Source organism: Frankia sp. KB5 (assembly GCF_002099325.1).
Taxonomy (GTDB): Bacteria; Actinomycetota; Actinomycetes; order Frankiales; family Frankiaceae; genus Frankia; species Frankia casuarinae.
In genome coordinates, this window is sequence record NZ_MRUJ01000208.1 from 1 (window position 1) to 12,693 (window position 12,693).

At 71.2% G+C, this 12,693-nt stretch carries 12 protein-coding genes; 3 read left to right on the forward strand and 9 right to left on the reverse strand.

The window, feature by feature from the left end:
* Positions 1–146: glutamine synthetase (locus tag KBI5_RS28815; protein WP_347272519.1), on the reverse strand; the 146-nt coding region annotated here is incomplete at its 3' end.
* A gap of 182 nt (positions 147–328) precedes the next feature.
* Between KBI5_RS28815 and KBI5_RS18760 the strand changes: the two genes are divergently transcribed.
* The gene (locus KBI5_RS18760; RefSeq protein ID WP_082456814.1) at positions 329–808 is read left to right on the forward strand and encodes an RDD family protein; all 480 of its coding nucleotides are present in this window, start codon (positions 329–331) and stop codon (positions 806–808) included.
* Between the two features lie 75 nt (positions 809–883).
* Here the strand turns inward: KBI5_RS18760 and KBI5_RS18765 are convergent, their stop codons facing one another.
* The 4 genes from KBI5_RS18765 to KBI5_RS18780 all read right to left on the reverse strand — a co-directional run bounded on the left by KBI5_RS18765 (position 884) and on the right by KBI5_RS18780 (position 4,152).
* Positions 884–1,750 (reverse strand): DUF4191 domain-containing protein, encoded by an 867-nt coding sequence (locus KBI5_RS18765; protein ID WP_085015981.1) that lies wholly within the window; start codon positions 1,748–1,750, stop codon positions 884–886.
* Positions 1,751–1,852: 102 nt separating this feature from the next.
* Positions 1,853–2,110 carry a hypothetical protein gene (locus KBI5_RS18770; protein WP_023841806.1) on the reverse strand — a complete coding sequence of 86 codons (258 nt, stop codon included), beginning with the start codon at positions 2,108–2,110 and terminating at the stop codon, positions 1,853–1,855.
* A gap of 117 nt (positions 2,111–2,227) precedes the next feature.
* The gene (gene lipA, locus KBI5_RS18775) at positions 2,228–3,229 is read right to left on the reverse strand and encodes a lipoyl synthase (RefSeq protein ID WP_011437523.1); all 1,002 of its coding nucleotides are present in this window, start codon (positions 3,227–3,229) and stop codon (positions 2,228–2,230) included.
* Between the two features lie 158 nt (positions 3,230–3,387).
* Complete coding sequence (locus KBI5_RS18780) at positions 3,388–4,152, reverse strand: peptidase E (protein WP_241883017.1); 765 nt, start codon at positions 4,150–4,152, stop codon at positions 3,388–3,390.
* A gap of 180 nt (positions 4,153–4,332) precedes the next feature.
* Here KBI5_RS18780 and KBI5_RS18785 point away from each other — a divergent pair, with 180 nt between their 5' ends.
* Positions 4,333–6,081, forward strand: coding sequence for a protein kinase (locus tag KBI5_RS18785; RefSeq protein WP_085015985.1), 1,749 nt, complete (start codon positions 4,333–4,335; stop codon positions 6,079–6,081).
* Positions 6,082–6,108: 27 nt separating this feature from the next.
* Here the strand turns inward: KBI5_RS18785 and sucB are convergent, their stop codons facing one another.
* The 3 genes from sucB to KBI5_RS18800 all read right to left on the reverse strand — a co-directional run bounded on the left by sucB (position 6,109) and on the right by KBI5_RS18800 (position 11,034).
* Positions 6,109–7,572, reverse strand: a complete 1,464-nt coding sequence (gene sucB, locus KBI5_RS18790; protein ID WP_085015982.1) for a 2-oxoglutarate dehydrogenase, E2 component, dihydrolipoamide succinyltransferase — start codon at positions 7,570–7,572, stop codon at positions 6,109–6,111.
* A gap of 142 nt (positions 7,573–7,714) precedes the next feature.
* Positions 7,715–9,097, reverse strand: coding sequence for a dihydrolipoyl dehydrogenase (gene lpdA, locus KBI5_RS18795; RefSeq protein WP_011437519.1), 1,383 nt, complete (start codon positions 9,095–9,097; stop codon positions 7,715–7,717).
* A 296-nt stretch (positions 9,098–9,393) separates the two neighbouring features.
* Entirely contained in the window at positions 9,394–11,034 is a 1,641-nt protein-coding gene (locus KBI5_RS18800; RefSeq protein ID WP_085015983.1) for a leucyl aminopeptidase, read from the reverse strand.
* 120 nt (positions 11,035–11,154) lie between these two features.
* Here KBI5_RS18800 and gcvT point away from each other — a divergent pair, with 120 nt between their 5' ends.
* Positions 11,155–12,270, forward strand: a complete 1,116-nt coding sequence (gene gcvT / locus KBI5_RS18805) for a glycine cleavage system aminomethyltransferase GcvT (protein WP_085015986.1) — start codon at positions 11,155–11,157, stop codon at positions 12,268–12,270.
* A 70-nt stretch (positions 12,271–12,340) separates the two neighbouring features.
* Here gcvT and KBI5_RS18810 read toward each other — a convergent pair.
* The coding region (locus KBI5_RS18810; protein ID WP_198537802.1) for an adenosylcobinamide-GDP ribazoletransferase at positions 12,341–12,693 on the reverse strand (353 nt) is incomplete at its 5' end.

Sequence of the window (12,693 nt, forward strand, 5' to 3'; positions counted from 1 at the left end):
CCTTCGGTGAACACCGACTCCGCGAAGACCTGGGTCGGGATGGTGAAGTGCTGCATGATCCCGGGAAGATCGCAGAACCTGACATCGATGAACTGAACGTCTTCGTCCCGGATATAGCGAAGCACGTCTTCTGCTTTTGTGAACATTCGTCCTCCAGCATCGCGTCACGCTTCTTAGGCCCACAGGTTACGCCATGTTGGCGTGTCTCCGGTCACCAGGTCATCGGTGTACGACATCACGGGATGGTTTCCGTAGCGTTACCGAAACCCACTTCATCACTCAACGTGATGAGTTGGGTGCATGTTGCGGTGCCACATAAGCTTGCGTCGTGGGACGAGCACTTGGAGGCTGGCTTGACGGGCCAGGTCTGCCACGGGACACCCCGCCCGGGGTACGCCTCGGGTTGCCGCGGGACGGCCGAGGATCCGTGGTCGGGTTCGGCCCGCGTCTGCTGGCCTACCTCGTGGACGCGGTCGTCGCGAACCTGATCGTCGGYGTGCTGTACATCGTCGGACTGAGCTACGCCGCAGACGCGCGTGGCCTCGCGATCTACGCGCTCTTCCTGCTCGAGGAGCTGATCCTCGTCGGTACGGCCGGTCAGACGATCGGCATGCGGCTGGCCGGCATCCGCGTGATCCGGCTGCGTGACTGCGGTCGGCAGTCCTGGCCGTGGATCGTCGTGCGTACCGTTCTGCTGGGCCTGTTCATCCCGGTGTTCATCTGGGACCGTGACCTACGCGGCCTTCACGATCGCGCCGCCGGGACCGTGGTGGTGCGCGACCCCGAGAAGCCCGGCCCCGAGAAGTAGCGCGGATCCCCTCCACTTCGGGGCTTCGGGGTGGGCCACCGTGGGCCGCACAGCGGACCACGCCTGGCGGCGGCGCTATCGGATGCGGCCGCCGCGCGGGATGTTGCGGGGGATCGGTCCCTTCGGGATCGGCAGCGCCGCGCCGCCCATCGCCCGCAGGCGACGGTCAAGGGCATCGACCTCGCTGCGGCGCAGGGTGYGCCGCAGCCGCATCAGGGTGCTCTGCAGCTTGGGTAGGGGAGTCTCCCCCTCACTGGTACCGATGATGATGTCGGTCACCGGCGTGTCGCCGACCGCCTTGCGGATCCGGCGCTTCTCGGCGGCGAGCAGTTCCCGCGGGCCACGCCCGTGACCCTCCGCGATGATCACGACCCCGGCCCGGCAGACGACACGGTGCACCACATCCTGATGCCGGTTGACGCCGACGGCGGGGGTGAGGCGCCACTCTCCCCGCATCCGTTCGATCACTCCGGCGGCGGCGCCCGGTTTGCCTTCCATCTCGGCGTAGGCGGTCCGCTGCACCCGCCGGCTGAACAGGTTCAGGGAGACGACCACCCCGAGCAGAAGGGCGATCGGAATCCACAGGTACAGCGGACCGACGAAGATTGCGGGCACAATGCCGACGGCGACCGGAGCGAGGAAGCCCGCCAGGGTGATCCAGAGCGCCCGGGGATCGCGTTGCCGGGTGACCTTGTAGATCATCCGGAGTTGGGCGACCCGAGTGGTGAATCCCTTTCCCGGTCCCGCCTCGCCGCTGCGGCCGTTCCGACCGGCCGCGCCACCCTTGCCGGCCGCACCGGGGGTCTTCCCCGCGGCGCCAGGATTGGTGCCGCGTCTGCCAGCCGCGCCGTTCTTGTCGGCTGCGCCCGCCGACTGGTCCTTCCCCGCCGCCCCAGGGGCCGCCGGCCCCGGGGCGTCCGTCGGCTTCTTCTTCAGTGCCATGACCGCGAGCCTACGGCCTCCTGGCCAGCGGCATGCTCGTCCCGCGCCCGCTGATCGCCGTTGGCCGGCGGGAAGTCCGGCGGATCTGACTGTCGGGCGTGATCAGGGCGTGACGCGGATCAGGGCTGGGCGGCGACCGCGCGCGGACGCGGGGCGGCGGCCCGGGGTGGTGACTCGGGGTGGCGCGGGCGTGACCGACGTGACCGAAAGCGGCACGGTGGTATCCATCCATCGATAGCCGGTCGTCACGTGCAGATCGGTGGCCGCCCGCCAGGCGTTACGACGCGCGGTCTTCTGACCTCCGTGCGGCAGCAGCAGCAGGGTCACTTCTTCGAGAACGCTGAGCAGTGAACGGAGCACGATGGGAACGACCTCCCGGCACGGTCGTGGGCACACACCTCGATGATGGGCGAAGAGGATGACCCCCATGTAACGAGGGGGTAACGCTAAGCTAATTCTAGCCGCTTCGAGGAATGGTCACCACGGACTCGGCCGTTGCCCGTGAGAGTTCTCCGACACACTTTCCGGGGGAACGGACATTTCGCTGCGGTCCTGGTCACGTGCCGTCATCGCTTGCTGGTAGAGGCGGCTGGCCCGGTAGGAAGACCGGACGAGCGGACCGGACATCACCCCGGAGAACCCGAGCTCCGCGCCGACACGTCCCCAGTCGAGGAACTCCTCCGGCCGCACCCACCGCTCGACCGGATGGTGCCGCGGCGTCGGGCGCAGGTACTGGGTCACGGTGAGCAGCTCACACCCCGCCGACCGCAGATCCCGCAGGGCCGTGTGGATCTCCTCCGCCGTCTCACCCAGACCCAGGATGAGGTTCGACTTCGTGACCAGCCCGGCCTGGCGGGCCTGGCGCAGCACGTCGAGTGAGCGCTCGTACCGGAACGCCGGCCGGATCCGCCTGAAGATCCGGGGTACGGTTTCGAGGTTGTGGGCGAGTACCTCGGGCGCCGCCTCGAACACCTCGCCCAACTGGTCGGGCCTGCCGCCGAAGTCCGGGATCAGGACCTCCACGCCGGTATCGGCCGAGCGTGCGTGGATCTGGCGGACCGTCTCCGCGTACAGCCACGAGCCGCCGTCCGCGAGGTCGTCCCGAGCGACTCCGGTGACCGTCGCGTACCGCAGGCCCATGGTGGCGACGGACTCCGCCACCCGGCGCGGCTCGTCATGGTCGAGCGGGGCAGGCCGCCCGGAGTCGATCTGGCAGAAGTCGCAGCGGCGGGTGCAGACCTCCCCGCCGATCAGGAAGGTCGCCTCGCGGTCCTCCCAGCATTCGTAGATGTTGGGACAGCCGGCTTCCTCGCACACCGTGTGCAGCCCGGCCGATTGGACCAGCCCCTTGACGTCCTGGTACTGCGGACCGGTGCGCAGCCGAGTCCTGATCCACGATGGCTTGCGTTCGATCGGCGTCTGYGCATTACGGGCCTCGATGCGCAGCAGCGGGCGACCCTCGGGGGCGACGGCGGTCATACCACCAGCTCCATCTGCTCAGCTTGCTCGGCGACCGGTTCGAAGGAGGGGAGGCTCCGCGGCCAAGCGGATTTTGGCGAGGAAGCGCTGTCTGTCCCATGCTTCGCGGTGGGAGGCCGCGGAAAGCCGAGAACATCCACAATCATAAGCCTGCCGGCTCAGTCGCGGGGCACCGCGGGTAGCAGGCGGGGCACCACCGCGGTCTCCACGGCGGTGCCGTCCGGACCGCGTTCGACCCGCCAGGCGTGCACCCCGGGCCGGTCGGCCACCGCCTCGACGAGATCGGTGCCGTGGAAGTGCAGACCCACTCCGTCGTCGGTCGCCCATCCGGCCGGCAGCGTGCCCTCGGCGACCAGCCGCTGGAACAGCGGCCGCCGGCTGGCCTCCGAGTCGTAGTGCGGGGTGTTGCTGAAGGGCAGCAGGCCGAGGCCGTTCGTCACCGGGCGGAGAGCCGGGCCGAAGGAGTCGGTGGTGCCGCCCACATGCCAGCACAGTGAACCGGCGGAGACTCCACCGAGCAYGACCCCCGCCTCCCACGCCTCTCGGAAGATCTCACCGAGCCCGTGCACGGCCCAGACCGCGAGCAGGTTGGCGACGCTGCCCCCGCCGACCCAGACGACGTCCTGCGCCAGCAGATGGGCGCGGATGTCGGCGATGTTCGGCATCGGGAACAGYGTGAGATGGGAGAGCAGCACGTCGGGCCGGTCGCGGTTGAACGCCGCGTACCCGCGGGCGTAGGCGGCCTGGTCGTCGCCCAGGGCGGTCTGCAGCAGGCAGACCCGGGGCCGTGCGCCCGCCGCGGACAGACTGATGGCGTGATGGAGGATGGGACCGACCTTGGCTCCGTAGCGGCCGTCCGGAAGGAAGCCACCGCTGGTGGCGAGGATCTGCACGGGTTCGTCGCTCTCTGAAGGCTGTCGCATGTGACGGTCGTCGATCGCATACCCCGCGGTGGATCGTAAAAAGTTATCCACAACCGGACGAAGAGGTAGGCAGACCGGACCGGTTTGAGCCTAGCGTCGCTTCTTGTGACCTTCACCGACGATTCCGCGGACAGGCCGGCCCGGCGCGTCGGCGGCGTACCCGAGGTCCCGGGGGTGAGCATGCGTTCCCGCCTGCGGGACGCCGGCTCTGGAGAGCTCTGGTCGGGTCAGTTCGACCAGTCCGGAATCGAGTGCGTGGTGCGGCGGGTGCGGTTGGCGCCGGACCCGGTGCTGCGTTCCGCGGCGGTCATCGCGGCCCGGGCCCTCGTGGACCTGGAGCATCCCCATCTGGTGCCGGTCGTGGCGGTGTTGCCGACCGCGGAGGGCCTGGCGTTGATCACCGAGCCGGTCGTCGGCGGTGTCAGCCTCGCGCGGCTGCTCGCCGCCCGCGGGGACCTGGACCCCGGTGAGGTCGTCACGATCGGTCTGCCGATCGCGCAGGCCCTGGCCGCCGCGCACGCCGTCGGCGTCGTGCATGGCCGGCTCGAGCGTGCGGACATCCTGTTGGAGCCGAACGGTCGTCCGGTTCTGATCGGGCTCGGGGTCGCGGCGCTGGCCGACGCCGCCAGACCGGATCCGATTCCACCCGAGGCCGCGTCCGCGGACGTCCATGACCTGGCCACTCTGCTGCTCGGGGCGATGCGTGAGGCCACCGGGCCAGACGCGGCCGCGGTGGCGGTGGCGGTGGCGACCGCCATGATCGACGACCCGCGTCGGCGACCGAGCGCCCTGGAACTCGCCGCGTCGCTGGCCCGCAGCGCGACTCCGCTCCCGGTCCGCCTGGCGGGCGGCGGCGAGGTGGGCGGCGGCGAGGTGGGCGGCGGCGAGGTGGGCGGCGGCGAGCCGGGTGGCGCGGCGCGGCGCGGTCCCTCGCCGACCGACACCCTGCCGGCGATCCCCTGGGTGGACCCGCCCGACGATCCGGCCCCGCCCGACCGGGCCATCACCGGAGCGACGGCCGTCAACGCCGCGGAGCTGCTCGACTCGTTGCCGCCACCGCCCCGACGATCGACCCGTGCGACGACCAACCCTCGGAAGGCCGCCCGCGGTGGCGGTCGGGGCTCCGGGGGCAAGGGGTCGGCCACCCCGGGTGCGGCTGCTCCGGGGCCGCGGTCACCGCGTTCCGGCGGATCCACCGGAAGCGGCCAGGGGACGCAGCGAGGTCAGCGCGGGCACACGACCGCCTCGGGCTCCCCGGGTCCCGCGAGGCCCCCGGGGGGCCTCGGCTCCCCGGGCCGGAGCACCCGGCCGACCTCCGCGCGCCGACCGCGTCGGGTGGGAGCCCGCCGCCAGCGCTTGCTGTTCCCGGTGACCGCCGGGCTGGGCCTGCTGGTGGTCGTGGCGGCCGTCGCGTTGCTGCTGGCCAGCCCGGAGAAGGACGATGCACCCGGCGCGGCCGGGACGTCCGTGCCACCAACCGGTGCAGCCTCCGCGGCCGGGCGGGGACCGACGGCGTCGCCGGTCGCCAATCAGTCGCCCGAGCAGGTCTGGCGTTCGGTACTCGCCGAGTTGAACACCGCGCGCAGCCGTGCGTTCGAGCGGGCTGACGAGAGCCTCCTGACGGAGTCTGATGCCGCGGGTAGTGAGTTGCACGCTTCGGATATCGCGCTGATGAGGCAGGTGGTCGCGAGGGGGGCGCATGCCTCGGCACTGCGCAGCGACATCCTCGATCTCAAGGTCCGGGTCGAGGAACCGGACCGCACCGTGCTGCGGGTCACCCAACGCCTGAACGCCTACGACTTCCTCGACGCCGGGGGGAAGGTGCTGGCGCATCAGGCGGCGAAGTCGCCGGAACGGCGTGACCTCACCCTGATCCGTACCGGCTCCGGTTGGCGGGTCTCGGAGAACGTCCCGGTCACGGCCGGCTGACCGGACGGTCAGCCGGCCGTGACCGGGCTACAGGCCGAGTTCGGCTTCGAAGGCTCCGTTTTCCAGCCGGTGCTTGGTGAAGGCCAGGAAGCGAGCCGCGTCGGCACCGTCGACGATGCGGTGGTCGTAGGTGAGGGACAGGTACACCGTCGAACGAACCGCGATGATCTCGCCCAGCTCCGGATCGTCGACGACGGCCGGCTTCTTCGTCACGATGCCGGTGCCGAGGATGCCCACCTGCGGCTGGTTGATGATCGGCGTGTCGAACAGGGCGCCTCGACTGCCGGTGTTCGTCAGGGTGAAGGTGCCGCCGCCGAGCTCGTCGGGCGAGATTCGGTTGGCCCGGGTGCGGCTCGCCAGGTCGTCGATCTTGCGGGCCAGCCCGATGAGGTTGAGATCGCCGGCGTTGTGGATGACGGGCACGACCAGACCACGCTCGGAGTCCACGGCGATGCCGAGGTTCTCCTCTCCGTGGTAGGTGACCGTGCCCGCCTCGACGTCGATGCTGGAGTTGAGCTGCGGGAACTCACGCAGCGCCGCACAGGTCGCCAAGGCGAAGAACGGCAGGAATGACAGCTTGATGCCCTCCCGAGCCTGGAAGCCGCTCTTCGCCCGGTCCCGCAGCCGCGCGATCCGGGTGACGTCGGCCTCCACCACGGTGGTGAGCTGCGCGCTGATCTGCAGCGACTCGACCATGCGGCGAGCGACCAACGCCCGCAGGCGGGAGAGCTTCTCGGTCTGGCCGCGGACGGGGGCAGCGCCGGTCGGCGCCACGGTCGGCGCCACGGCTGGGGCTGTCGGGRCTGTGGGGGGGGTCGCGGGAGTCTCCTGCGCCGCGGGAGCCGCGTCCCGCGGCCGCGCGGCGTCCTGGATGTCCTGCTTGGTGACGCGTCCACCCGGCCCGGTTCCCGCCACGGTTCCCAGGTCCACGCCGAGCTCGGCGGCCATCTTGCGCACCAGCGGGGTGACGTAGCGACCGATGCCGCCGCCGTTCCCGTTGGCGGCGGCCGGGGTCTGGGCCGGGACCGGGGTGAGCTCCGGCTGACGAGCGAACGCCGGTGCCGGCGCGGGCGTCGGCGCGGGTGCGGGCGTCGGCGCGGGTGCGGGCGTCGGCGCGGGTGCGGGCGTCGGAGTGGGCGGAGGCGGCGGTGCCGCGGCAGCCGGCTTCACGGGTTCCGGCGCCGGTTCGGGTTCCGGCTCCGGCGCGGCGGGCGCCTGCGTGGCCTGCGCCGGTGCGGTGCCGCCACCCGCGGACCCGTCGTCGATCACCGCGAGCTCGACGCCGACCTCGACGGTCTCATCCTCGGCGACCTTGATCGAGCTGACGACACCGGAGGCGGGGGCGGGGATCTCGGTGTCGACCTTGTCGGTGCTGACTTCGAGCAGTGGCTCGTCGGYCTCGACGCGTTCACCCTCCTGCTTCAGCCACCGCGTGACGGTTCCCTCGGAGACACTCTCCCCGAGCCGGGGCATTGTGACAGATACAGACATGCTGGAACGACTCCTTTGTCGCGTCCGGCATCTGCACCGCGCGGGCGGCCGGCCGGAGGCGCTCATGCTTGGCGTGGCCTGAATCCTGGGCGGATCGGGCCGCGGGGGTGGCACGGGCAGGCACGATCCAGGGCGGTGCCCGCTAACCGTGGACGTGAAGGGGCTTGCCGGCCAGCGCCAGATGCGCCTCGCCGAGAGCCTCGGACAGCGTGGGATGCGGGTGGATGAGCTGGGCGACCTCGGCGGGGAACGCCTCCCAGTTGGTGATGAGCTGAGCCTCGGCGATGAGCTCGCCGACCCGGTCGCCGACCATGTGCACGCCCACCACCGGACCATCGGGGACCGCGATCACAGTGACCGCACCGGAGGTCCTGAGGATCTGGGACTTGCCGTTGCCCGCCAGGTTGTAGGTGACCGTCTTGATCTCGCCGTACCGCTCCCTGGCGACCGCGGCGGTCAGGCCGACCGAGGCCACCTCCGGGTGGGAGTAGGTGACCCGCGGAACGTTGTCGTAGTCGACCGGCACCGGGCCCAGCCCGGCAAGCTGCTCGGCGACGAAGATGCCCTCGGCGAAGCCGACGTGGGCGAGCTGGAGCCCGGGCCGCAGGTCGCCCAGCGCGGACACGGTCGGAATGTTCGTGCGTAGCTGACGGTCGACCAGCACATAGCCGCGGTCGGTCGCGATGCCGACCTCCTCGTAGCCGAGACCTTCCGAGACCGGTCCACGACCGACCGCGACGAGCAGCAGTTCGGCCTCGATGGTGGTCCCGTTCTCGAGGGACACCGTCACGCCCTGGTCGGTGGACTTCACCCCGGAGAACCGCGCGCCGAGATGCTGCTTGATGCCGCGCTTGCGGAAGGCACGCTCCAGCAGCTTGGAGCTGGACTCGTCCTCGAGCGGGACGAGGTGCGGCAGCGCCTCGACGATGGTCACCTCGGCCCCGTAGGACCGCCAGACGGAGGCGAACTCGCATCCGATGGCCCCGGCGCCCAGTACCACCGCGGAGGCCGGCACATGGTCGAGGGTCAGGGCGTCATCGCTGGTGATGACCTTGTCGTGGTCGATGTCCAGGCCGGGCAGGGTCTTGGAATAGGAACCGGTCGCGAGCAGGACGTGCCGACCCTCGATGACCCGGTCGCCGACGGCCACGGCGGTCGGGGAGACCAGCCGGCCGAATCCCTCGACGACCTCGATCCCCCGGGACTTGATCAGGCCGGTCAACCCCTTGAAGAGCCCGGCGATGACCGAGTCCTTGTAGGAGTTGACCGCGGCCATGTCGATGCCGTCGAGGGTCGAGCGAACCCCGAAGGCCTCGCTTTCGTTGATGTTGTCAACGATCTCCGCCGAATGCAGCAGCGCCTTGGTCGGGATGCAACCTCGGTGCAGGCAGGTGCCGCCGAGCTTGTCCTTCTCGATCAGAACGACGCTCAGGTCGAGTTCCGCGGCGCGCAGCGCGGCGGCGTATCCGCCGCTGCCGCCACCGAGGATGACCAGGTCGACGGGACCGGCCGCTGAATTCGCCACGCCAGGGGTCCCTTCTCGTTGAATCCTGTGGTCTTGCCGGTGGTGCCGAGAGCGTTACTAGTAGCGTCTGCTACGTCGAGTGACAAAGCCGGTGACGCGGTTGGCCGCCGCCCCCGACGGCGTTCCCACCGCTGAGCGCGGCAGCCGAAGCAGGAGCGTCAGGCCACGGCTCGCCTAGCCACGGCAACCGGATGCCAGTCTTTCACGTCGTGAGCCCACTGCCGCTCGGATGGGCGTGACTGTGCTGCATTGCGCGAGGCGCCAGCAACCATTGTGTACCTACCTTCCCCCGCAGGTCAGCCCTCGGCCGGGGACTCAGCCGGGGAACCGGTGGCCGAACCGGGGGAGGCCGTCGTCGTCGCGCGGTCCTGCGCCAGCTGGACGAGCGTGCGTACGATCATGCCGGTGCCTCCCTTGGGGGTGTGRCCGTAGGGCTCTCCACCGTTCCAGGAGGGACCGGCGATGTCGATGTGCGCCCAGGACACCTTCTCGGGGACGAACGAGGCGAGGAAGTGCGCGGCGACCAGCATGCCGCCGTCTCGGTTGCCTCCCGGTGGCACGTTGGCGATGTCGGCCACCGTCGAGTCCAGTCCCTTGCGCAGATCGGGCGGAAGGGGCATCGGCCAGACGCTCTCGTCGGCGGCGGCCGCCGCCGACGCGACCGCGTCCACCGCGGCCGCACGACCCATCAGTCCGCTCGTCCGGTGGCCGAGGGCGACGATCTGTGCGCCGGTCAGGGTGGCCACGTCCACGATCAGGTCCGGTGACTCCTCGTTGGCGCGGACGAGGGCGTCGGCGAGCACCAGCCGGCCCTCGGCGTCGGTGTTGAGCACCTCCACCCGGGTGCCGCCGCGCAGGGTGAGAACGTCGGAGGGGCGGATCGCGTCGCCCGAGGGCATGTTCTCCGCGCAGGGCATCCAGCCGGTGAGAGTGATCGGGAGCTTGAGCCGGGCCGCGGCGATGACGGTGCCGAGCACCGCGGCCGCGCCCGCCATGTCGGTCTTCATCCATTCCATGGAGGTCGACGGCTTCAGGGACAACCCCCCGGAATCGAAGGTGATGCCCTTGCCGACCAGCGCCAGCGCCGGCCRCTCGGATCCACCGCCGCGCCATTCCAGCCGCACCAGCCGCGGTGGATTCGCGGATCCCTGGCCGACACCGAGCAGGCCTCCGAAGCCGCCCTCGGCGAGCGTCACCTCGTCGAGGACCTCGACCGTCACGCCGGCGGCGGTGGCCCGCTCGACGGCGATGTCGGCGAGCAGGGCGGGGGACAGATGGCTCGGCGGCGTGTTCACCAGATCGCGGACCAGGGTGACCGCATCCGTGACGACGGTGGCCCGGCGCAGTTCCTCTTCCGCTGTCGGGAGGCTCTGCTCGTCGACGAGCACCGTCAGCTCCTCGACGGGGCGGGGGCGGCCGTTCGCCGACGTGGTGCGCAGCCCGTCGTAGGAGTAGGTGCCGAGCAACGCGCCTTCGGCCACGGCCCGCACCGACTCCGACGTGACCGCGCCCGGCGCGGCCGCCAGAGCGACGGCCACCCGCGCGGTCCCGGCGAGGGAGCGCACCGCGACCCCGGCCGCCCGGCGTAGTGCCTCGGTGCCGATCGGCGTGGACGACATCGGCGTGGAGGACATCGGCGTGGACGACATCGGCGTGGACGACATCGGCGTGGACGACGTGGCGAGGGGGCCCAGCCCGACCGCGAGAACCGTCGCGCAGGGCACGGTACCGAGGGTGGCGAAGCGGACCGTCTCGCCGGCCTTGCCGGTCGCGCCCAGCGAGGCAAGCACCTGCGTCAGCCTGCCGCCGAGCGCGGCGTCCAGGTCCGCCGCGCCACCGGCTACGAGGAGCCCCTCGTCGCCGGTGGCGGTGGCGATCACCACCGCGTCCACATCGAGATCGGCGAGAGCGGCGGTACTGGGCACGATGGTGGTCATGCGGTGAGCGTATTGAACGGGAGGTCTTCCCGACGGGGAGCCGGACCCCACCGGCGGGTGGCCGGAGGCCAGGCCCGCGGTCGTTTCGACCGCTGCCGGCCGGACACTAGGCTGCTGGCCATGGCAGAGCTGCGTCGATCCCCAGAGCTGCGTCGATCCCCGCTGTACGACCGGCACGTCGAACTGGGCGCGAAGATGGCCGGGTTCGGTGGCTGGGAGATGCCGATCGAGTACACCGGCCGCGGGGTGCTCGCCGAGCACCAGGCGGTCCGCGGCGCGGTCGGGATCTTCGACGTCAGCCATCTCGGCAAGGCCAGGATCGCCGGCCCCGGCGCCGCCGCCTTCGTCAACGCCTGCCTGACCAACGACCTGCGCCGGATCGGCCCCGGCCAGGCGCAGTACACCTTGTGCTGCGAGGAGACCGGCGGGGTCGTCGACGATCTGATCGCCTACCTGTACTCCGACGAGGAAGTCTTCCTCGTCCCGAACGCCGCGAACACCGCACAGGTCGTCGCTCGCCTCGCCGCGGCGGCGCCGGCGGGCGTGTCCGTCACCGACCTGCACACCGGGTACGGCGTGGTAGCGGTCCAGGGACCGGCCTGCGCCGACCTGCTCGGCGCCCTCGGCCTGCCCCCCGGCGGGACGTATATGAGTTTCGTCGACGCGGAGTGGAAGGGCCACCCGGTGATCGTGTGCCGGTCGGGCTACACCGGAGAGCGAGGCTACGAGCTGTTGCCCCGTTGGGACGACACCCCTGCGCTGTGGGATGCGCTGTTCGCGGCGGGTGGGCCGCTCGGCGTCGTGCCGGTCGGCCTCGGTGCCCGCGACACGCTGCGGACCGAGATGGGGTATCCGCTGCATGGCCAGGACCTCTCTTTGTCGATCACGCCGGTCCAGGCTCGCTCCGGGTGGGCCGTCGGCTGGGACAAGGATCGCTTCTGGGGACGCGACGCCCTGCTCGCGGAGCGGTCCGCCGGCGCCTCCCGCCTGCTGTGGGGGCTGCGGTCCACCGGCCGGGTGATTCCCCGTCCGCACATGACCGTGGCCTCCGCGGCTGGTGCCACGGTCGGTGAGGTCACCAGCGGCACGTTCTCTCCGACGCTGCGCCAGGGGATCGGGCTCGCCCTGCTGGACCGGTCCGTGCAGGGGGGCGACACGGTGAACGTCGACGTCCGGGGCCGTCCGAGTCCCATGACGGTTGTCCGGCCGCCGTTCGTCAGGTCCTCGCCCAAGTAGCCCAGCCGCCGGACGGRCCTGTCCGGCGGGCCCGCCGGGCGGACGCCAGCGGGCGGCGTCCGCCGCGCTGTCAGTGCAGGCCGAGGGTGTGCAGGACGGGCGTCGGGATCGTCATGGCCATGACGAGCAGGGTCGCCGCCGCGGTGATCTCGATGAGTCCGCCGAGGATGTCTCCGGTGATCCCGCCGAAGCGCGTGAGCAGATACCGCCGGAGCAGAAACGAGACGCCTGTCCCGACCCAGACCGCGAGGACCGCTCGCAGCGCCCGGCCGGGGCCGCCGCCGTCGAAGTCCAGCAGTCCGGCCAGCGCCGCGACGGCGCAGACTGCCAGGAAGGACAGCGCCGCGTCCCGGGTCCGCACGGTTCCCGCGACCAGCGCACCGAGGCCATCCGGCCGAGCCGGCGGGACGGCGCCGGTACAGG

What these genes read in the sequence shown, in the direction of transcription:
- KBI5_RS18785 (WP_085015985.1), top strand. Translation starts at nt 4,333, where the DNA reads ATGCGTTCCCGCCTGCGGGACGCCGGCTCTGGAGAGCTCTGGTCGGGT.
- gcvT (WP_085015986.1), top strand. Translation starts at nt 11,155, where the DNA reads ATGGCAGAGCTGCGTCGATCCCCAGAGCTGCGTCGATCCCCGCTGTAC.